We start from the raw sequence: 21,070 nt of genomic DNA on the forward strand, positions 1-21,070 counted from the left end.
ATTACCTTTTATGGTTTGGTATCAACAACTGGGAAAAATCCCTCCAAAGAGACACACGGTGTTTCGAAAGGAGGATGATTCATTATTTAGAGAACAGGTTATGGGGACGAAGGGGTTTTCAGGTATCCAATCCATTTTGTATCACCATAATCCGCCAACTAGTTTTTTTAAATCTGCCATATTTAGAGAGAGTAACCCATCATACGAAGAACAGAGCGCACTTCGCCCGCGTCATTTCTATACCGATAATGTGAATAAAGAACCAAGTGATGCTGTTATGGGCAGAGAGTATGTGCTTGGAAATGAAGACTTAGTTATCGGGGTAGTAAATCCTACTAAGAAAATGGATTACTTTTATCGTAATGGAGAAGGGGATGAACTTCTTTTCATTCATCATGGTACGGGGAAAATTGAATCCACTTTTGGAACGATTTATTATGAACCGGGTGATTATATTGTGATTCCAATCGGGACGATATACCGGGTTGAGCCAAATCCGGGAGAATCAAAGTTCCTAGTTGTTGAAACTACTAGCTGGATTACGACACCTAAACGATATCGTAATGAATTTGGTCAACTTCTGGAGCACAGTCCTTTTTGCGAGAGGGATATAAAGGGACCAGAGGAATTAGTTACCTATGCAGAAGAAGGAGAGTTCGAAGTCCGTATAAAAAAGGGGGATCATATTCATTCTCACTATTTTAAACATCATCCACTTGATGTTATAGGTTGGGATGGCTATTTGTATCCTTGGAAATTTAATATAGGAGATTTTGAGCCAATAACTGGGCGTATACATCAACCGCCGCCCGTTCATCAAACATTTGAAGGGCATAATTTTGTTATTTGTTCATTTGTTCCAAGACTTTATGATTATCATCCGAATGCGATTCCTGCCCCTTACTATCATAGTAATGTGGATAGTGATGAAGTCTTGTATTATGTCGAAGGCAATTTTATGAGCCGAAAAGGGGTCAAACAAGAGTCGATTACATTACATCCTGGGGGAATTCCACATGGACCGCACCCAGGGAAAGTGGAAGATAGTATCGGCAAAAAAGAAACATTAGAATTAGCGGTGATGATTGATACATTCCGTCCTTTAAAAGTGATTAAAAAAGCGCTGGAATTAGAAGATGAAAATTATCAATACAGTTGGGTTGAGAAAAAATAACATTCTCTGTTTCTAAAAAATTTATTTGTAATTGCTTATTCCTGTAAGGGTTATGGATTACAGTCGGAGCTGTTAGTAGGAACCCCATCTACTAAAAAGAGGGTCCTTCAAACAAAATTTGAAGGAGAACTTAATAGAGATTGACCCATTATTAAATTTTATGAGCCTGATTTAAGGAGTGAAATGGAATGAGTCAAGTAGTTAAAGTAATACCTCAAAATACAAATGTTGAACTCTCAAAAGCTGGGGTTCCTCGTTCTTTAATGTATTTTGTTTTAAGTATTTGTTTTTTCTGTATATTAGCAGATGGATACGACTTGGGGATTTATGGAGCGGTTCTTCCTAGTTTACTAGATTATCAGCCATGGGGATTAACTGCAGCACAAGCTGGTGCAATAGGCAGCTATGCCTTATTTGGAATGCTATTCGGTGCGGTTTCGATTGGTGCTATTACTGACTTTTTTGGAAGAAAGTGGACATTAATCATTTGTGTAACTGTATTCTCACTAACTATGATTGCTTGTGCAGTAGCTACTTCACCAGAAATGTTCGGTCTATTTCGTTTTATTGGGGGAATCGGCTTAGGTGGAGTTATCCCAACGGCTTCTGCCCTTGCCATCGAGTATTCACCTACTAACCGCCGGTCTTTAAACTATGCACTAATGTTTTCAGGTTACTCGTTTGGAACGGTTTTGGGTGCTATATTGGCTATTTTTCTTTTAGAATCATTTGGTTGGAGATTAATGTTTTGGATTGGTGCTTTACCTTTATTATTAATCCCTATTATGATCAAGCTTTTACCAGAATCTGTTGATTTTCTTCTATCCCGAAATCGGGATAAAGAAGCTGAAGTTATTTGTAAACGTTATCAAATGGATATTTCATTTTTCCGAGAACAAAAAAAGAAATCCGAACAAACCGCGGGGAAAGACAAGAAATCGATCAAAGGGTTATTTACAAAAGAATATTTTAGAGCAACACTATTTATTTGGTTAACATATGTAATGGGTTTCTATTTAGTATATGGCTTAAATACATGGTTACCACAAATAATGAGAGAATCAGGATATTCACTCAACTCTAGTTTATCATTTTTACTTGTCATGAATCTGACAGCGGGTATTGGTGCAATGTTAGCTAGTTTTATTGCGGACCGCTTTGGGTCAAAAAGAGTCATTGGTGTGTCCTATTTCCTTGCTGCTATAGCCGCATTTTTTCTAACGCTAGGTGCACCTCCAATTGCAGTTACTTATTTATTGGTTGGAATTGCAGGTTTTGGTGCTGTAGGCAGTACACAAATTTTAAATGCCTTTGTTACAAAGTATTATCCTGCCCAATCAAGAGCAACTGCCTTAGGATTTGGGCTTGGAATCGGTAGAATTGGAGCTATTTCAGGACCTATTCTTGTGGGCTTCTTGCTAAGTTTAAATGTTGATTTACTTTGGAGCTTCTATACATTTGTAATTGCTGGGATCATTGCTACAATCGGGATTATTTTAGTTCCTAATAAAAAAGATGAAATTGTATAAATAACTAGATGGCTTGTATCCTTTCTGAAACTGGGAATGGTACAAGCCATTTTAACAGGACATTGTGTCCAATGATAAGTTCTATAAGAAAACCAGGAGGAGCTGGTTAGTTTGCAAACTTTTTTTATCAATCATTTTTCGGAATGTAGGACAACGGACATAAAGCCTTGTGTTATGGCTCTAGGTTTTTTTGACGGAATTCACTTAGGACATAGGAAATTGATTGAGAATGTAAAGCGGATATCGCAACAAAGTGGGTTGCAATCAGCGGTTCTAACGTTTTTTCCTCATCCAAAAGAAGTCTTAAATCAGGTTAAGTTTAACTATTTAATATCCATTGAGAGAAAAATAGAGATTTTAGAAAAGATCGGTGTAGATCAATTGTATGTTGTACGATTTGATAAGATATTTGCAAGTATGGATCCAGAGGAATTTGTTGATAAATATCTTATTCCTCTAGAAGCTAAGCAAATTGTGGCAGGGTTTGACTTTACCTATGGCAGTAAAGGGAAAGGGAATATTCATACTCTTGAAGCACATGGAAAAGGGGCATTCCGTGTGTCAATGGTGCCAAAGGTAGAACAATTCGGTGAGAAAGTTAGTTCGACTTTGATAAGAAATTTGCTAAGAACTGGGCAAGTGAAACAAATTGTAAATTATCTAGGAGACTATTATCAGTCGAAAGGAAAAGTTACAGGGATTTATACACAAGGGGACTTTACTATTGCAGAATTTAAAGTTGCTCCTTACAATATAATGCCTAATAATGGAGGCTATGAAGTAGTTGTTTCTTTTGATGACCGGACATTTCATAGTAATTGTCATGTTTATGAGGAAAGAGATGGAAAAACATTTGCAGAAATTGAGATTCCTCAGCCAATAAGGATAGTTGAGTATAGCGAAGTGATTATAAAGTGGATAAATAAAAGGTCTTCTAAAACAGTGAAAATATTGGAAAGTTCAGCTATAATAAAACCCAGGGTTTTTCCTAACAAGTTCGGAATCATGGGGACGGTTCTAGTGGCTTTTTTTACCAGACCCGTTATGAAACCATGTGAACCTTCCCTGTGCTGGGAGTTCGAAAATCATTGAGTTTGAAAAGAGATGATAAGAAAATGGGGGTGATTGGTAAATAGACAGGGTAGCCATTTGCAGCTAGTTAGATACGTTATAATTGATGAAGCTTTGAATTAATCTTTAAAGTTAAATGAACGGTGTGCCTGGCACCATCCAGAGAAATTCCAATGAGTCTAAAAATCGACAAGACTTTTATCAGAGACTGGTAAAAGTTCTTTTTACATAAGGGCTTAGGTGCTTTTAATCAAACGTTTAGTTGGTATTTTTAGTAGTAAAATTTTTCCAATTGCGTATTTTACTAGTTTCTATTGTCAGTTCAAAGGAGCAATCAACAAAATCACTCCTTTTTTCGACATTTTCCTCTCCTTAAAACAAGCAAAAACGCATATAACAAAGGGTTTATTCGCTAGTTAATCAAGCGTTTGATTAGTATGAGTTGGATTTAATTAATCGATTGATTAGAATTACATTACGTCCTATTAATGCAGCATTTGCTCCTCCTTGTGAGAAAGAAAATTGTCAAAAAATGATATAATAATAAAGGTACATTTAGTCTAGTGAATAGAAACAAAGGGATGGGTAACTCGTACCTTCGTGTAGGCTTTGGGCATGAGGTTAATAGCCAGTTAAAAATATGCAAAGAATAGTAAATAAAATCTTAAGGTACATAAATAGGCAGGGACTATAGATGAAAGAACATACGCAAGCCAATCGAAATGGGCTTACTCCTGAATACATGGAAACGATTCATAAGCTAAGGGAAAGTTTACTCTATGGGATTCAACTTGGTGACAAAGAGTTGGTAACACAATTTGAAAAAGACCTATATAAGGAATTGGAAGAGAACCAATTAAACATTCTTAACCGAGTTCCAAATAATAAAGTTCGATCCTATAAAAATATTCTATTGTCCCACAATACCCTATATAGCTATGCTGCTGAAAAGGGAGGGTTAAGTGCATGGCAAACCCACTTTATATCAGAAAAATATGCGATCATGATTGAGCATGCCGAAACGATTCCTGAACTAGATACGATTCATTCCAATATGATAACAGAGTATACCGACCCTTCCATTCGAAAATCTAAGAACAACAAGCAAACCATTGTGGAAAAGGCCGAAGATTATATTGAAATGAATTTTTCAGAGGACATCTCAATGGAGGAAATGGCAGGGAAATTACATGTTCATCCCTCGCATTTGATGCGTGTGTTTAAGAAAGAAAAAGGAATTACCATTAGCCATTATCGAAATCTGAGAAGAATAAAAGAAGCAAAAGAACTAATTCTTTTCTCTAATCTTTCCATGACTGAAATTGCCATTATGGTTGGGTTTAGCAACTCTCAGTACTTTTCCAAATTTTTTAAAGATGTTGAAGGGCTCACGCCCGTAGAGTATAAAAAGAAGAAATTATCGAATCGAAGTATGAATCATTTTGACGGTGCATGAGAAATCATGCACTTCTTTTTTTATAAAATGTGCAATTATACTATAAAAACATGCAATTGTAGTGCAAAAGTGATTTCACTATTCGATGTATACTAGTAATCAAGTACTAGCTGAAGCGCTTACAGAGAGAAACTGAATTTTCACTAATATGTAATCGGTTAAAAAGGGGAGAGTCAATGATGAAAAAGTTTGGAGTAAAAGACCAAGTTGGGTATATGCTGGGAGATGTTGGTGGAAGTTTCGTTAACTTGTATATTGGGTCTTTCTTTATTGTCTTTTGTACGTATGTATTAGGTGTAAGCCCTTACTTTATGGGGACAATGTTTTTAGTCGGAAAGATATTCGATGCCATTGTCACTGGAATTATGGGAACCATTACGGACCGTTACAGAGTAGGAAAAAGTGGAAATAAGTTCTTGCCTTGGATCAGCTTTTCTAAATGGTTACTAGCTGCAGCATGTTTACTCGCTTTTGCTGATATTTCAAGTTGGGGATCTACCGCGACTCATATTTGGGTAGTCGCTGCTTATTTGTTCTTCTGTGTTGCGTATACGGCTGATGCCATTCCATATGGTTCATTAGCATCGGTTATCACCAATGATCCTGTTGAACGTACAAAATTATCTCGTGCCCGTTCAATCGGCGGTATGATTGTTGGCGTTGGATTCTTATCGTTTGTTCCTATGTTCATCTATGATAAAGCTGGGAATGTGGTTCCTGAAGCATTCTTCTATATTGCTATTGTCTTTAGTATTTTATCATTATTATCCTATACAGGGCTTGTAAAATTAACAACTGAACGTATCCGTGACGAAAAGCCTGCTGGTACTAAGCCGGATTACGATTTCAAGGATGCATTTAAAGAGGCATTTTCCAACAGACCATTAATCGGTATGATGGTTGCAACGCTAGGTTCTACCTTAATTATTTCAGGTGTTACTACTTTAGCTGCTTATGTATTTGCAGAGTATTACAACATGCCTAGTGCCTTTGCAATCAACTCTTTCATTAGCATGGGAATTATCCTTGTGTTATTCGTTGTTATTCCAAAACTCGTAGCAAAATTCAATAAACGAAACTTAATTCTTGCTACATCCGCATTCAGTTTAGTTGCTTCCGCATTAATGACTCTAGTTACTTTTGAAAATGTATATGTATTTGCGGCATTATACAATTTCGCAACAATTGGTTCATCCGTGTTTGTTATCCTTGTCTGGGCGTTAGTTACAGACTGTATCGATTATACAGAGTACAAAACAGGAAAGAAAATTGAAGGAACGCTTTACTCCCTCTATTCTTTCGCACGTAAAGTAGGTATGGGATTAGGAGCAGCGGTTGGAAGTTACTCTTTAGGCTGGGTTGGCTTTGTATCTGGTGCAAAAACACAACCACAAGAAGTGGCCGAAGGAATCTTAAAAATGTACACAGGTATGCCAGTTGTCGCTTTTATTCTCATTCTTATCGGTGTTGGCTTAATCTTTAACTTAAATTCAAAGAGCACAAATGAAATGTATGCTGTATTAAAAGAAAGAAGAGCTTCGTAATTATAAAGAGATTCCATGATAGGAGAGATATACTTTGCGAAATAGATTCCTTTCAAAACTCACAAATGGGGAAGTCGAAGAGTATTTAAAAGGTAATGATATAATTTATGTTCCAGTTGGGGTAACCGAAACGCATGGAGCTTTGCCACTAGATTCTGAAACAGTTTTAGCCGAAGCGATTGCTTTAAAAATGGCTGAAGCATCAGATGGGCTTGTATTGCACAATTTACCTTATTTCTTTCCAGGCGGAACGATTGTTGGTCGGGGAACAATACAAATGAGCGTAAGGGACGGAATGGCTTATTTAGATAAGATAGCCAAGTCCTTACTAAATCAAGGCTTTAGACGCCAAATTTATATCACTAGTCATGGTCCAGCTCATATGACCGTAAGTGGTATGGTTCGTGATTTCTTTGATGAAACAAAGGTGCCGATCTTGTATATGGATGTTATAAAAGCAGGTGAAGCAGCCCATTTCAATTTGATGGAGTCATTCCATGATATGTCCATTGGTGCTTATAAAATTTTAGGCAGATTAGAGGATGTTCCATTGAATATTCCAGAATCTCATTCTGTTACCTATGATGTTGGGCATATGTTAGCAGGGATGGGGAAGAATCCTGGTAATTTATTAGGGAAATATGCATACCAATCTGGTGCGGTGGGTTCTTACTTTGATGCACCATCTGATCATATGGCTACACCACTTTTGAAAACAGCTGAAGAAAGAGAAGTTTTTGCTGATAGGGGTGTTCAAGCGATTGATGAACTTGTAAAGGCATTAGATATGCCTGCGATCGTTGAAACACTTCGTCAAGTGGATGTTTATACGAAGGATATTATTCTCCCAAAATACGGGGCACATTTTCCAGGTGGGAAGGCGTAAAAATATGTCGTGCGAACCTTATGGATTCGCACGGCTTGTTTTGTTTATAATTCAGATTTTTCGACGCATAAGGCAAAATAGAAATATAAGAACAGGTTAAGCACTCGTCTGATAAATAGACGGAAGAATTCCGCCTAATTAGAAAATAGCATGGAAACTAGCATAAATAAACGGAGAGATTCCGCCTAATGATTCGCAAAACGGGAAAATGGGGGGAGTTTGCTTTGCATAAGCGGAAAAACTCCGCCTATATACCCCGAAATGAGTGCCATTCTGCAATTAACCGGAAATTCTCCGCCTATTTTTTTCGAAGGTTGATAACCCTAGCGGTAACTTACATACTAGTATTATAGGTAATTGAGGTTAATAGCCAAAGACCTCTCCTTGAGGTTGGGAGGGTAGAAATTATATTATTGTCGAAATATAAAGAAACCAAATTGACAAATATTAGAATTCTATTAAACTAAAAATAGTTGTATCCATTCTTTTTATTGCTACGCCACCCACACTAAACCTCTTTTTTCACTCAAATTGCATGAATCATCTCCATTATTTTATCTATTCAAACGTCGAAAAGATTCATGGTAACTCAAGAGAAGTAAACCTTTTATATGTGGTGCGGTTATTTTTACACCGACTCAATTGAATGAGCACAAGGAAGAGAAGAGTAAAGAGCTCTGTAAAAGACAAGAGCCAAATTAGATAGGAGTAGGATGCTATGGGATTTGAAGAAGAATACCAGGCCTTTATGAATGGTCACTTGGAAGCAAGAACCGGTGAACGGCTGCGGCGCTTACAAGAAGGTCACAACCAGGCTGAAATGTTGTTTTTGAAGCAAGTGTGGTGGCCCTCATTTTCCCACTTTCGCTATCTTCATCCAGAGTATGAAGTCGATGATTTCAAAGATGGTAAAAAGTATTTGGATTTTGCTTATATTCGTCCCGCCATCCGGATTTGTCTTGAGGTCGACGGGTATGGCCCTCATCTAAAGAACATAAGCAGATGGCAATTTGCAGACAACCTGGAACGTCAAAACCAGTTGGTGATTGACGGATGGACCGTAATCCGTTTTTCTTATGATCAAGTTAGTGAGAAGCCTCGTCGTTGCCAACAGATTGTTCAGCAAGTGATTGGCCGATGGCTAGGTGATGAATTGGACCAGACCACCTCTTTGTCTTTTCTTGAAAAGGAAGTGCTTCGTCTAGCGATTCGAAAAGGAGAAGCCATATCCCCTATAGAAGTCGAAACGTATTTGAAGTTAACTGACAAAACCGTAAAAAAAGTACTCTCTCAACTAGTCGATAAGAAGATGCTGATTCCTGCATCTGGGAACATGAGGGTCCGCACTTATCGGTTGGGGGATCAGGTTAAGCACCCGATCTGAAAAATAGACGGAAGAATTCCGCCTAATTAAAAAATAGCATGGAAACTAGGCTAAATAGACGGAGAGATTCCGCCTAATGACTCTTAAAACGGGTAAATGGGGGGAGTTTGCTTTGCATAAGCGGAAAAACTCCGCCTATATACCCCGAAATGAGTGCCATTCGGCAATTAACCGGAAATTCTCCGCTTATTTTTTTCGCTGGTTACTCAAGCTTAGAAACCGTGCCGCATCAAAATGAGTTTGCTAAATCAAAGCTAGCTAGTAGGCAAAAAAACTCTAACTTCGGTCCCCTTATTTACTTCACTAGTAATCTTTATCGTACCATTATGTTTTTCAATGATACGATTTGAAGTTAACAATCCCAGCCCTGTCCCCTTTTCCTTAGTTGAGAAGAATGGCTCACCTATCTTCTTTAATCGTTCTTCCTCAATACCACATCCATTGTCAATAAAGGTAATTTCTACTCCACTTTCTGGGACATTCCTCAAATATATAAAAATATCCCCATTACTTCCAATGGCTTCAATCGCATTTTGAAATATATTAATCAACACTTGCTTTATTTCGTTGGGGTTACACATGATTTGGTAAGACTGATCTAGTTCTGAATGAATCATAATATTTCTCAGGTTAGTTTGACTTTCAAAAAGAGTAATTACATTACTAACAAGATGATCCATACGCTGAAGAGATTTTGGTGAGTTTTGGTTTGGTTTCGCTAATGATAAGTATTCGGAAACAATAGACTCAATTCTCACTATTTCACTTAACATAATTTGTAAATAATCGGGATTGAATTCACGTACTTGCTTAGCTAACTGGATAAACCCTTTTATTGAAGTTAGCGGGTTACGGATTTCATATGCAACACCAGCAGCAAGTTCGCCTACCACAGCAAGTTTTTCTGATCTTAAAACGAGGTCATATGCCTTCTTTTGTTCTGTAATATTACGGCCTATCACCAATAAATTTTTCCTACTGCCGTCTGCAAAAAAAGTAGGAACCTTTATAATATCGAATGTAGCAGAGAATTGATTTTCTATAGCAAGATCCAATTCGAATCTAAACGGTATACCCTTCTCCCAAGAAATTTCATCGTTTGAAAAGCAATTTTGAAAGTTTCTAAACCATTCATTTTCGGAAAAAAGTTCTTCCAGATGTTTGTTCCTATAATCAATATCCTTCAGTTTAAATAAATCTTTAGCATACTGATTCATTTCAATAAATCTTCCTGTGCTATCCTGAATATAAATTAAATCGGGCATTGAATTGATTAGAGCTAAAATTTGTTGTTCATTGTCCTTTCTTACTTCTTCCTTTTTCGCATTATCATCTCTTTCTACTGCTCTGCTATAGCGAATCTGCAGGAAAGCGACTAGAAAGGTAACAGAAAGTGTAAATAGGAAGTAAGAAAAGTCACCTTCGCGATAAGTATAATTAAGACGTTCTTCGTATTTATAAAAATGGGCACCTATAAAAATACTCAGTATACTCATTAAAAGTACTGGGCGGTAATCATGATATAAAGATAAAATAAAAATCACTAAAAAATGAGGTAGAAATTAGCTATTACAGGCTCATTATCTATAAGTACAAAGGTAACAAATGACATTCCCAGTACACATAAATACATGGTTTGCTTAATAAAAATTTTCTTGTAAACGAAAATTGATATTGTTCCACATACTAATAGCCCACTACCAAAAAGGATAGCGATAAAAATAGGATCTTTATCTTTTAAAATTTGGACTAGCATACATAGGATAAAACAGCCCCATAAAATACTGATTAACAAAACATTTTTATTGTGTAATTTTTGAATGTTCACTTTTTGTTTCTCCTCTAAGAAATGAATGGCTGCTTTTTAATTAACATGATATTATGGCTCCCATAATTTTACGATGAAAAATTATATTAATATTATCATAGTCGGGCTGCCTTTTATTTACCAAACCTCAAAAAAGTAAAAAATGGTGATTAATTTTATTGGAAATTTAATAAGTATTGCGCTCAAAAAAGGCACAACTAGCGGATAGTAGCTAGTTGTGCCTTTTTCCGTTTAATGTGATCCAGCGCAAGAAGCCCAGCGACTAGTTGTTTAGACCAAGAGAACCGTCCCCATGGAAACATGGAAAGGTTCACGATTTCTTCACATTATACCTAGTTTTTTTGCAAAGAAAGCGTTATAATTAAATTATGAAACATAGTTCCACAATACGGAACGAATTAACAGCTACATAAAAGGAGATGTACACTTTGGATATCAGGTATTCGACACACCCAGATCATGCCAAAACATTTACGACGGAAGACATTCGGAAACATTATTTAATAGAAGAGTTATTTGTACCAGGAGAAACTAAACTCGTTTATTCGATGGAAGAACGTGCAATTATTGGAGGTGTCACTCCGATTGAAGAAAGTATTTCTTTAAAGGGTAATGATCAGATGAAAGCTGAATATTTCCTAGAGCGAAGAGAAGTTGGGATTTTCAATGTTGGCGGTACTGGAAGTATCACGGTTGATGGTGAAACGTACGCGATGGAAAATAAAGATTGCTTGTATATCGGTTTAGGTAAAAAAGAGTTGCTTTTCACAAGTGAATCAGCAGAAAGCCCTGCAAAATTTTACTTGTACTCTGCTCCAGCTCACAAAGAATATCCGACCCAACACGTGGCATTTAAAGATATTGAAGGTGATCGATTAGGCGCATTAGAAACAGCAAATGATCGTGTAATTCGCAGAATGATTCACAAAGAAGGCATTCAGAGCTGTCAGGTTGTTATGGGGATGACTCAATTAAGTACGGGAAGTGTGTGGAACTCAATGCCAACACATACACATGACCGTAGAAGTGAAGTTTACCTTTACATTGACTTAGCTGAAAATGCAAGAATGTTCCATATGATGGGCGAGCCAACACAAACGCGTCATATTGTCATGAAAAATGAAGAAGCGGTGATTTCTCCTCCATGGTCCATTCATTGTGGAGCTGCTACTAGTAATTATACGTTTATCTGGGCAATGGCAGGCGATAATAAAACCTACAACGACATGGATCAAGTAACAATGGACGAATTGAGATAATTTGTATTAACCAGACTACTAAAATAGAAAAATAGAGGTGCTAGATAATGAGTTTACGACATTTTTCATTAGACTTTTTTAATTTAACAGGTAAGGTTGCAATCGTGACAGGAGGAAATACTGGTCTTGGCCAAGGGTATGCTGTTGCATTAGCGAAAGCAGGTGCCGATCTATTTGTTGTCTCTTACGACACGAACTGGGATGAAACAAGAGAGCTGATCGAAGAAACAGGAAGAAAAGTATATTTCCATCAAGCCGATTTAACAGCTAGAGAAACTTTACAGCAAGTTGTTGATACTTGCCTAAGTGAATATGGAAGAATTGATGTTCTTGTAAATAACGCTGGGACCATCAGACGTAATCCGTTACTTGAATACAAAGAAGAAGATTGGGATGCTGTTATGGAAATTAACCTGAACTCTGTCTATCTTTTAAGCCAAGCGGTTGCTAAAGTAATGGTCGAGCAAAGAAGCGGAAAAATCATTAATATTTGTTCCATGCTTTCATTCCAAGGTGGTAAATTTGTTCCGCCGTACACAGCAAGTAAACATGCCGTTGCGGGTATTACCAAGTCGTTTGCAAATGAGTTAGCACAATACAATGTTCAAATCAATGCGATTGCACCAGGCTATGTGGCAACAGCGAATACAGCTCCAATTCGCGCAGATGAAGAGCGTAGTGCAGATATTCTTTCTCGTATTCCAGCTGGCCGTTGGGCTACTCCGGCAGACTACATGGGAGTCGTTGTATTCCTAGCTAGTCAAGCATCTGACTATATGAACGGACATGTTCTTGCAGTTGACGGCGGTTGGTTAGTCCGCTAACACAGGGTGCAGACATCGGAAGGGCTGATAACGTTGCTAAAAGGTAAATTAAATGATTTAGTAGAAAGCCAGATTCTCTCTGAAAAAATACAATCTACTTTACTTCTATTAAAAGAACATGACTTTTCAGCCTATCCTGCTGGACGTCATGAAATGGTTGAGGATTTGTTCTTCTTTTTGAACGAATATGAAACGAAAGAAGCAGAAGCTTGCTTTTGGGAAGCTCACCAAGTTTATCTAGACTTTCATTACATTCTAGAAGGTAATGAGAACATAGCAGTCGATCATATCGAACGTCAGCAGGTAAAAGAAGACTACAATGAAGAGAAGGATGCCACCTTTTTTGAAGGGGATGTCCATTCGATTATTACAATGAATCCGGGAGACGTTATGATCTGTCTCCCAGAGGATTCTCATATGGCGGGAATTATCGCTGGCGAGAAACAAAGGGTAAGAAAAGTAGTTCTTAAAGTGAAATTGTAAGCGACAACATACAGAATAATAGATAAAATGAAAACGGTTTTAAGCAAAACATTGTTGTATTCCAGTAAATTAAATATCCTTATGTAGACTTGAGAGGTAGGTATTCAACATGAATATTCTAAAGACAATTAAAAAAATCCCAGGTGGATTAATGTTAGTCCCATTAATTTTAGGAGCACTTGTCCATACGTTTACTCCTGGAGCAGGAGAGTATTTTGGAGGATTTACGAATGGATTGATATCAGGTACGGTTCCAATTTTAGCAGTTTGGTTCTTCTGTATGGGTGCAAGTATCAATATTAAAGCATCAGGTAAGGTTTTACTTAAATCAGGAACACTTGTCGTGACAAAGATAGCGGTTGCATGGATCGTTGCTGTTATTGTCATGCAATTCCTGCCAGTTGATGGAATACAAACAGGTATATTTGCTGGGTTCTCAGTTCTAGCGCTAGTAGCTGCAATGGATATGACAAATGGTGGTCTTTATGCTTCTATTATGCAACAATATGGTTCAAAAGAAGATGCAGGTGCATTCGTATTAATGTCGCTTGAATCAGGTCCGTTAGTAACGATGTTGATTTTAGGTAGTACAGGTGTAGCAGTTTTTGAACCACAAGCATTCGTTGGTGCAGTATTACCGTTCCTAATTGGTTTCACTCTTGGTAACCTTGATAAAGATTTACGTGAATTCTTCAGCAGAGCAACTGAAACAATGATTCCATTCTTTGGTTTTGCTTTAGGTAACACAATTGACTTAGCGGTAATTGGAAAAACTGGCCTAAGTGGTATTTTACTAGGCGTTCTCGTCATCATCATTACAGGTGTTCCATTGATGCTAGCTGATAAATTTATCGGAAAAGGTAATGGTACAGCAGGACTTGCTGCTTCTAGTACAGCCGGGGCTGCGGTAGCCAACCCAATGCTTATTGCCGAAATGAAACCGGAATTTCTAACTGCAGCACAATCAGCTACTGCGATGGTGGCAACAGCAGTCATCGTTACTTCGATAGTAGTACCGATATTGACAGCCTATTATTCTAAATATATGAAACAGAAAAATGGTGAGTTAGGTACAAAGGGGAAAAAGCTTACGGCTTAACAAACTAGGGGAGACATATCTATGTCTCTCTTTAAATTCAGGGAGGAAATCACATGAGTCGAATTATTACTGTAGGGGAACCGATGGCACTTTTTGTTGCAGAGCAAGAGGGTCCATTGGAAAATGTTAATCGTTTTGATCGTTATGTTGCAGGTGCTGAGGTCAACTTCTCTATCGGGATGTCTCGTTTAGGACATCAGGTTACGTATATTACCAAATTGGGAAGCGATCCATTCGGGAGAAACATCGAAAAGTTTCTTCAAAGCAACGAAATTGATACTAGTTATGTAACCTATGATCCTAGTTATTTAACGGGAATGCAGTGGAAACAAAAGGTGTCAAGCGGTGACCCGGAAGTGTTCTCCGCGCGCAAGAATTCTGCGGCGTCACATATGGACCTTGACACCATCAAAAACCTAAACTGGGATGGCTTCGACCATATTCATTTAACAGGTATCCCACCAGCATTGTCCTCTGGGTGTCGGGAGATGGTCTATGAATTGATGAAAGAGGCACGCACAAGAGGTGTGCAAATTTCGTATGATCCTAACCTGCGTCCAGGTCTCTGGTCTGATAAACAAGAAATGGCCCGAGTTATTAATGACCTAGCTTGTCATGCCGACATTGTTCTTCCTGGTATTGAAGAAGGGAAGCTGTTAACAGGTAGCGAAGATGTTCATGAGATTGCGGCTCACTATCATGCTGCAGGAGTAAAAACCGTTGTCATCAAGCTTGGGGCAAAAGGTGCTTTTACCAGCTCTGAAGGAGAACAATTTTATACGGAGGGTTTCCCTGTAGAGAAGGTAGTCGACACAGTAGGAGCAGGTGATGGCTTCGCGGTTGGTGTGGTCAGCGCTATACTGGAAGGTCTACCTATCCAGGAGGCTGTTAAACGTGGTGCCGCAATTGGGGCTCTTGCTGTTATGTCACCTGGAGATAATGACGGATTACCTGATCGAGAGAGTTTAGAAGGTTATATGAAAGGCTCAAAAGTAGAGCTTTAGTTTTCGATTGCAAAAGTAGAGGAAACCATTTTTATGTTTCCTTTGCTTTTGCTTTTAGTGTTCAATCATAAAAAAAGGTATTCTCGAAGGAATGAGAATACCACTTATCATTAAGAACCAGAGTATCCTAGGTTCCTTGAGATTGCTAGACTATACTGTTTCATTTTTTCAATTAAGGTATGGTTGATCAATTCCATTGTCACACGATTACTTGGGCCTGAAATACTAAAGCTTGCAATGATTTTTCCTTTATGATCATAGATTGGTGCAGCAATACACCTTAAAACCTCTTCATTTTCGGAATTATCTAATGCATAACCTTGTTGCTTAACCAGTTCAATTTCTTTTAAAAAGGCTTCTTTTGAGGTGATCGTGTACGGGGTCTTTGGAATAAACTCCGTTTTTGAAATCACTTGATCAACATGCTCTGGAGTAGCGCCTGAAAGTAATACTTTTCCAACACCTGTACAATACATGGGAGCTCTGCTTCCAATGCGGGAATACATTCGGATGGTCTGATTGCTTTCAATTTTATCAATATAAATCACTTCTCCGTGATCTTCTATGCATAAGTGAACGGTTTCGTTGACTTCTTGTGATAGTTTCTCGAGATAAGGTTTTGCTATCGTCACAATACTTGAGTTATTTAATAGATTCCTTGAAAGAAAGAGGACCTGTAATCCGAGTTTATATTTGTCTGTTTCTTCATCTTTTACAACATAATTCATACTTACTAACGTAGCTAACAGACGATGAATTGTACTTTTTGTTAGACCAACCTGCTCTGTCAGACGTGCAATTTGAATGCCATCTGGGTACTCAGAAAGCTTGTTTAATATGGTTAGGGCACGTTCAATTGATTGGACATTAGACATGACAATCTACCTCTTTTATTGGGGATAATTAAATGATATTCTTTTACTATGTTCTTTATTATGGAACATCATTCTACTATATGATACGTTAATTATAGGCTATTTGTAAAATTGATAATTTATTAATGTAAATTTTTTGAGGAAAAGAAGGGGTGGACATGATGAAAAAATTAACGAATTTATCGAAACTGACAGAATGTGGAGTTGTCGCTGTTGTAAGGGCAGATTCAAAAGAAGAGGCTGTTAAGATTTCTGAAGCCTGTGTAGAAGGCGGTATTAAAGGAATTGAGGTTACCTTTACTGTGCAGGGAGCCGATGAAGTTATTAAAGAATTAGCTTCCTTTTATAAGGATAATAGTGATGTTGTGATTGGGGCAGGAACAGTTCTTGATGCTACAACCGCGAGAATTGCGATTCTAGCAGGGGCGGAATTCGTTGTTAGTCCTGCATTTGATGCTGAAACAGCAAAGCTATGTAACCTCTATCAAGTGCCTTATATGCCAGGCTGCATGACCCTCACTGAGATTAAACGTGCACTAGAAGCTGGAGTGGATATCGTTAAATTGTTCCCTGGAAATGCATTTGGTCCTGATTTCGTAAAGGCCGTCAAAGCACCACTTCCACAAGTAAACATCATGCCAACTGGCGGAGTAGATTTAAATAACGTAGAACAATGGATCAAAAACGGATGCGTCGCCGTAGGAGTAGGCGGCAACCTAATAGCACCAGCCAAAACAGGAGAATACAACAAAATTACCGAATATGCAAAGCAGTATATTGCTAAGGTGCAGGCTGCTAGAGAGGCTTAAAGAAAAATGGGGACGGTTCTCGTAGTCCACTTTTGGTGGTCAACGGGGACGTTCTCGTGGATTAAATTTAGGAGTATGTAACGAGGAGGAACTAATATGATGCCAACGAGTTTAAAAGACACTGTTACCTTACATAATGGAGTGAAAATGCCATGGATGGGATTAGGCGTTTTTAAAGTAACCGACGGGGAAGAGGTTATCGAGTCTGTAAAAGCTGCAATAAGGAATGGATACATTAGTATCGACACCGCCTCTTTTTATAAGAATGAAGAAGGTGTTGGACAAGCCATTAAAGAATCTGGTGTTCCCCGTGAAGAATTGTTTATTACTACAAAGGTTTGGAATGCCGATCAAGGTTATGAATCAACCTTACAAGCCTTCGAAACAAGTCTCGATAAACTTGGGCTTGATTACTTGGATCTTTATTTAATTCACTGGCCTGGTAAAGATAAATACAAAGAAACATGGAAAGCTTTCGAAGAGCTGTATAAACAAGGGCGTGTGCGTGCCATTGGTGTCTGCAATTTCCAAGTTCACCATTTAGAGGATTTAATCGCTTCTGCTGAAATTAAACCAATGGTCAACCAGGTAGAGTTCCATCCACATTTAACTCAAAAAGAGCTTCTATCCTATTGTAAAGCCGAAGGGATTCAACTTGAAGCATGGTCGCCATTGAAACAAGGTCAGCTTCTAAATCATCCTGTTCTTGAAGATATCGCTCAAAAGTACAATAAATCCGTCGCACAAGTTATCTTGCGCTGGGATCTTCAACATGGTGTTGTTACGATTCCAAAGTCTGTTAAAGAACAACGAATTATTGATAACGCAAATGTCTTTGATTTTGAATTATCCGCAGAAGATATGGAAAAAATTGATGGGCTAAATGAAGACAGTCGTGCTGGATCACATCCGGATACAATGAGCGTTGGCTTTTAATGAAAAGAAGCACGGGGACCGTTGTAGCGGTTCTCGTGCTTCTTTTTTTATGTACTAGAATTGATTGGCCATGGGGGAAACAATAGGGACGGTTCTGTCGGTATTTTTCCCAGATTTACCTGTAGTGTTACCGTGAGAGCCGTCCCTGTTGTCTTATTGATTCAGAATAAACTGTTCCAAAGCATAGGAGACCCCATTTTCAGAATTGGAAAGTGTTACTGCTTTGCAAAGTTGTTTCACTGCTGGGTCTGCATTCCCCATGGCGATTGAGAGTCCAGCTACTTTGAGCATAGGGATGTCATTGAAGCTGTCTCCCATTGCCACGGTATCATCCATAGAAATACGATAATAGTCTGCGACCATTTTTAGGGCATTTCCTTTATTTCCATCCTGATCCATCACTTCGATGTTCATTGGACCTGAAGAAGTGGCGGCAGCTCCGGAAATATTGCTAAGGTACGTAGTTAGCTCTGACTTTTTCTGTTGATTTAAAGTAAGGATAAAGAATTTTTGAACTTTCATGTCTTCTCGGCCGAACAATTCATGATAATCTCGAAAATACTTAATTAGGTCAGACTGCTGTGGTTGTTCGGTAATCCTTTTAAAGAGTTCATCTGAGAGGCCATCGACTTTTATGGTATCCCCTTGGAGGTCAGTGTTCACGCGCTCCGACCAGTCTTCAGGTACAAAGATTCCCTGATTGGTATAGATACGATAAGGAGCTCTCACGTCATCTAATTTTTTTGCGATTTGCATGATATTATCCCGACTCATAGAAACGCTACCTAATAATTTTCCTTCAGCTTGAACAACCGTTCCGTTGCTTCCTGCCAAGGGGCAAGAGAGCTGATATTTTTTAAGGATTTCTTGAATATCTTCAGGGGCACGTCCAGAGCATATCATCACAATATGTCCCTGGCTTTGTGCCGTTCGTATAGCCTGCACATTTTCCTCAGTAATGTATGTATGTTCGGACAGTAGGGTACCGTCCAAATCAATCGCAATTAGTTTCATATCTGTCACTCCTCATTGAAAAGTCCTTCATGACCACTACTTGGAATGGTCTTGATTCACTATGTAACGTACCCGAGATATACAGTAGCATATTGTTTTTTGTGGTTCTCGGTAAAGAAGTAATGCTTGACCACTTAAAAGCAGTCAAGCATTACTATAGCATATAATCGACTTGTTTATTTGTTTTGATGAACGAATATGATTGCAGTTGGATAACATCTATTGGTTGAAAGTCTTAAATAGTTGCTTCATTAATTTAGCTGATTTTCTTTAAAGCACTTACATTTTGTGATTCGCTAGTTCCTGTTTTTTTTACAAGAATATACGTAATGGCGAACGAAGTACCGATTGCAATGGCAATTCCAATTAATGCATATGGGAAGTATGGTCCAACATAAGCGACTAAACTCACAATACTTGAAAGGATATAACCATAAATTCTAACTCCCATTGTAGCAAAGAATGTGGAAGCTACTGCACTACCAATTGTACATGCGATAAACGCTTTCTTATTTTTAATTAGTACACCGAATAAAGCTGGTTCTGTAATCCCTAGAAGAGCAGAAACACTTGCTGAAAGAGCAATCGTTTTTTCTGTTTTGCTCTTCGCTTTGAAAAACATCGCAAAGGTTGCACCTGCAATGGCCATGTTTGTCATAAACATCATAGGCATTAGCATATCAAAGCCTTTATCGGCGAAGTTTTGAAGCGCAATTGGAGTGATCGCGTGGTGCACACCGAATACAATTTCAATTGGTCTTGTTGCACCCATCACAACTCCCGCTAAGATAGGAGAAATATTAAACAATCCTTCAACCATAGCCGCGATTCCTTTTCCTACATAACTTCCTAGTGGTCCAGAAACGATTAACGCAAAAGGAATAGCAATAAATAAAGTTAATGTAGGGGTAAATACAGTTCTCAACACGTTAGGCATATATTTATCTACCCATTTGTGAATATAGCTTAATGCCCAAACAGACAAAATGACAGGAATAACATTACCGGCATAATTTATGACTGGTACCGGTAAACCAAGAAAATGAAATTGACTAATTTCGCCCAATTTTGCCGCATCATTTAAGGTTGGATACATAAAGCCGGCTGCAATCGCAATGGCAAGATATTGATTGGTTTTAAAAATTTTCCCTGCGGAAGCCGCTAGGAAGAATGGTAAGAAATAAAAGACGCTGCTTGCTACCAAGTCTAAGATTTTTACGGTTTCAGTGTCCGCTGATAATACCTTTAATGCAATCAGACCAGCGATAAGCCCTTTAAGCATCCCGGCACCAGCGATTGCAGGAACGATTGGTCCGAATGTACCTGACACAACATCAAATAATCGTCCGAAGAAACCTTTTTTCTTATCACTTTCTTGCTCGTTTTCTTGCTCTCCGTCGATCCCTAGTTCATCGGTTAAAACGGTATAATACTTTTGTACATTTGTACCAACGATGATTTGATATTGATCGCTTTGAAGTTGCTCTCCGATAACTCCCTGCAATTGTTTCACTTTATCGTGTTCTATTAATGATTGATCATATAAATCAAAACGCAGCCTGGTCATACAATGCCAAGCTTTTTTAATGTTGTCTCTACCACCGACATAATCGATGATTTTTAGTACCGTATCTTTTTCTTTCACGTTCATTCATCCCCTTATATGCATTATTTATAAACTTTCCTAAATAATCGATACTAAATTGCAATTCGAATTGACACGCCAATAATAGCATAATAAAAAACACTTTGAAAACGGTTTAAAAAAACCAAAAAAATAAGAAAAACCTTGTCATATCAAGGTTTCACCGCTATGCTTTTTAAAAATTGGTACGGAAAATTGCTTGAATATAACGACTTGCCATACCAAATTGACGCTGGTGTTTTTACTGTGT

The 21,070-nt window shown here is 38.1% G+C and carries 19 protein-coding genes; 14 read left to right on the forward strand and 5 right to left on the reverse strand.

Going from position 1 to position 21,070, the window contains the following annotated elements:
• The first annotated feature begins 10 nt into the window (after positions 1-10).
• From QFZ31_RS22710 to QFZ31_RS22740, 7 genes are all read left to right on the forward strand, one after another.
• The gene (locus QFZ31_RS22710; protein WP_307307214.1) at positions 11-1,174 is read left to right on the forward strand and encodes a homogentisate 1,2-dioxygenase; all 1,164 of its coding nucleotides are present in this window, start codon (positions 11-13) and stop codon (positions 1,172-1,174) included.
• 263 nt (positions 1,175-1,437) lie between these two features.
• Positions 1,438-2,703: an MFS transporter gene (locus tag QFZ31_RS22715; protein WP_373459930.1), complete on the forward strand. Its 1,266-nt coding sequence runs from the start codon at positions 1,438-1,440 to the stop codon at positions 2,701-2,703.
• Between the two features lie 111 nt (positions 2,704-2,814).
• Positions 2,815-3,795 carry an FAD synthetase family protein gene (locus QFZ31_RS22720; protein WP_307307220.1) on the forward strand — a complete coding sequence of 327 codons (981 nt, stop codon included), beginning with the start codon at positions 2,815-2,817 and terminating at the stop codon, positions 3,793-3,795.
• A 673-nt stretch (positions 3,796-4,468) separates the two neighbouring features.
• The gene (locus QFZ31_RS22725) at positions 4,469-5,230 is read left to right on the forward strand and encodes an AraC family transcriptional regulator (RefSeq protein ID WP_307307222.1); all 762 of its coding nucleotides are present in this window, start codon (positions 4,469-4,471) and stop codon (positions 5,228-5,230) included.
• 176 nt (positions 5,231-5,406) lie between these two features.
• Positions 5,407-6,774 (forward strand): MFS transporter, encoded by a 1,368-nt coding sequence (locus QFZ31_RS22730; RefSeq protein WP_307307225.1) that lies wholly within the window; start codon positions 5,407-5,409, stop codon positions 6,772-6,774.
• A 34-nt stretch (positions 6,775-6,808) separates the two neighbouring features.
• Positions 6,809-7,660: a creatininase family protein gene (locus tag QFZ31_RS22735; protein ID WP_307307229.1), complete on the forward strand. Its 852-nt coding sequence runs from the start codon at positions 6,809-6,811 to the stop codon at positions 7,658-7,660.
• 718 nt (positions 7,661-8,378) lie between these two features.
• Entirely contained in the window at positions 8,379-9,044 is a 666-nt protein-coding gene (locus QFZ31_RS22740; protein WP_307307231.1) for a DNA-binding response regulator, read from the forward strand.
• Positions 9,045-9,298: 254 nt separating this feature from the next.
• On the opposite strand, the gene QFZ31_RS22745 is transcribed toward QFZ31_RS22740, so the two are convergent.
• Positions 9,299-10,540 (reverse strand): ATP-binding protein, encoded by a 1,242-nt coding sequence (locus QFZ31_RS22745; RefSeq protein ID WP_307307233.1) that lies wholly within the window; start codon positions 10,538-10,540, stop codon positions 9,299-9,301.
• Between the two features lie 47 nt (positions 10,541-10,587).
• The gene (locus QFZ31_RS22750) at positions 10,588-10,872 is read right to left on the reverse strand and encodes a hypothetical protein (protein WP_307307236.1); all 285 of its coding nucleotides are present in this window, start codon (positions 10,870-10,872) and stop codon (positions 10,588-10,590) included.
• A 428-nt stretch (positions 10,873-11,300) separates the two neighbouring features.
• On the opposite strand from QFZ31_RS22750, the gene kduI reads away from it, so the two are divergent.
• The 5 genes from kduI to QFZ31_RS22775 all read left to right on the forward strand — a co-directional run bounded on the left by kduI (position 11,301) and on the right by QFZ31_RS22775 (position 15,541).
• Positions 11,301-12,131 (forward strand): 5-dehydro-4-deoxy-D-glucuronate isomerase, encoded by an 831-nt coding sequence (gene kduI, locus QFZ31_RS22755; RefSeq protein ID WP_307307239.1) that lies wholly within the window; start codon positions 11,301-11,303, stop codon positions 12,129-12,131.
• A gap of 47 nt (positions 12,132-12,178) precedes the next feature.
• Positions 12,179-12,955, forward strand: coding sequence for a 2-dehydro-3-deoxy-D-gluconate 5-dehydrogenase KduD (gene kduD, locus QFZ31_RS22760; protein ID WP_307307243.1), 777 nt, complete (start codon positions 12,179-12,181; stop codon positions 12,953-12,955).
• A 33-nt stretch (positions 12,956-12,988) separates the two neighbouring features.
• Positions 12,989-13,438 (forward strand): YhcH/YjgK/YiaL family protein, encoded by a 450-nt coding sequence (locus QFZ31_RS22765; RefSeq protein ID WP_307307245.1) that lies wholly within the window; start codon positions 12,989-12,991, stop codon positions 13,436-13,438.
• 109 nt (positions 13,439-13,547) lie between these two features.
• Complete coding sequence (gene kdgT / locus QFZ31_RS22770; RefSeq protein WP_307307248.1) at positions 13,548-14,537, forward strand: 2-keto-3-deoxygluconate transporter; 990 nt, start codon at positions 13,548-13,550, stop codon at positions 14,535-14,537.
• Positions 14,538-14,590: 53 nt separating this feature from the next.
• Entirely contained in the window at positions 14,591-15,541 is a 951-nt protein-coding gene (locus tag QFZ31_RS22775; RefSeq protein WP_307307251.1) for a sugar kinase, read from the forward strand.
• A gap of 110 nt (positions 15,542-15,651) precedes the next feature.
• Here QFZ31_RS22775 and QFZ31_RS22780 read toward each other — a convergent pair whose 3' ends face one another.
• A complete protein-coding gene (locus QFZ31_RS22780) occupies positions 15,652-16,416 on the reverse strand; it encodes an IclR family transcriptional regulator (RefSeq protein ID WP_307307253.1) in 765 nt (254 codons plus the stop codon).
• Between the two features lie 161 nt (positions 16,417-16,577).
• On the opposite strand from QFZ31_RS22780, the gene QFZ31_RS22785 reads away from it, so the two are divergent.
• Both QFZ31_RS22785 and QFZ31_RS22790 read left to right on the forward strand, forming a co-directional pair.
• Positions 16,578-17,225, forward strand: a complete 648-nt coding sequence (locus QFZ31_RS22785; RefSeq protein ID WP_307307256.1) for a bifunctional 4-hydroxy-2-oxoglutarate aldolase/2-dehydro-3-deoxy-phosphogluconate aldolase — start codon at positions 16,578-16,580, stop codon at positions 17,223-17,225.
• 99 nt (positions 17,226-17,324) lie between these two features.
• The gene (locus tag QFZ31_RS22790; RefSeq protein ID WP_307311744.1) at positions 17,325-18,161 is read left to right on the forward strand and encodes an aldo/keto reductase; all 837 of its coding nucleotides are present in this window, start codon (positions 17,325-17,327) and stop codon (positions 18,159-18,161) included.
• Positions 18,162-18,314: 153 nt separating this feature from the next.
• Here the strand turns inward: QFZ31_RS22790 and QFZ31_RS22795 are convergent, their stop codons facing one another.
• Positions 18,315-19,175, reverse strand: coding sequence for a Cof-type HAD-IIB family hydrolase (locus QFZ31_RS22795; protein ID WP_307307261.1), 861 nt, complete (start codon positions 19,173-19,175; stop codon positions 18,315-18,317).
• 256 nt (positions 19,176-19,431) lie between these two features.
• A complete protein-coding gene (locus QFZ31_RS22800) occupies positions 19,432-20,820 on the reverse strand; it encodes a PTS transporter subunit EIIC (protein ID WP_307307263.1) in 1,389 nt (462 codons plus the stop codon).
• Between the last annotated feature and the right edge of the window lie 250 nt (positions 20,821-21,070).

Origin of the sequence: Neobacillus niacini, from assembly GCF_030817595.1 — a bacterium.
Lineage (GTDB): Bacteria > Bacillota > Bacilli > Bacillales > Cytobacillaceae > Neobacillus > Neobacillus niacini_G.

What these genes read in the sequence shown, in the direction of transcription:
- QFZ31_RS22725 (WP_307307222.1), top strand. Translation starts at nt 4,469, where the DNA reads ATGAAAGAACATACGCAAGCCAATCGAAATGGGCTTACTCCTGAATAC.
- QFZ31_RS22715 (WP_373459930.1), top strand. Translation starts at nt 1,438, where the DNA reads ATGTATTTTGTTTTAAGTATTTGTTTTTTCTGTATATTAGCAGATGGA.
- QFZ31_RS22775 (WP_307307251.1), top strand. Translation starts at nt 14,591, where the DNA reads ATGAGTCGAATTATTACTGTAGGGGAACCGATGGCACTTTTTGTTGCA.
- QFZ31_RS22745 (WP_307307233.1), bottom strand. Translation starts at nt 10,540, where the DNA reads ATGAGTATACTGAGTATTTTTATAGGTGCCCATTTTTATAAATACGAA.
- kdgT (WP_307307248.1), top strand. Translation starts at nt 13,548, where the DNA reads ATGAATATTCTAAAGACAATTAAAAAAATCCCAGGTGGATTAATGTTA.
- QFZ31_RS22780 (WP_307307253.1), bottom strand. Translation starts at nt 16,416, where the DNA reads ATGTCTAATGTCCAATCAATTGAACGTGCCCTAACCATATTAAACAAG.
- QFZ31_RS22710 (WP_307307214.1), top strand. Translation starts at nt 11, where the DNA reads ATGGTTTGGTATCAACAACTGGGAAAAATCCCTCCAAAGAGACACACG.
- QFZ31_RS22790 (WP_307311744.1), top strand. Translation starts at nt 17,325, where the DNA reads ATGCCAACGAGTTTAAAAGACACTGTTACCTTACATAATGGAGTGAAA.
- QFZ31_RS22730 (WP_307307225.1), top strand. Translation starts at nt 5,407, where the DNA reads ATGATGAAAAAGTTTGGAGTAAAAGACCAAGTTGGGTATATGCTGGGA.
- QFZ31_RS22795 (WP_307307261.1), bottom strand. Translation starts at nt 19,175, where the DNA reads ATGAAACTAATTGCGATTGATTTGGACGGTACCCTACTGTCCGAACAT.
- kduD (WP_307307243.1), top strand. Translation starts at nt 12,179, where the DNA reads ATGAGTTTACGACATTTTTCATTAGACTTTTTTAATTTAACAGGTAAG.
- QFZ31_RS22785 (WP_307307256.1), top strand. Translation starts at nt 16,578, where the DNA reads ATGAAAAAATTAACGAATTTATCGAAACTGACAGAATGTGGAGTTGTC.
- QFZ31_RS22740 (WP_307307231.1), top strand. Translation starts at nt 8,379, where the DNA reads ATGGGATTTGAAGAAGAATACCAGGCCTTTATGAATGGTCACTTGGAA.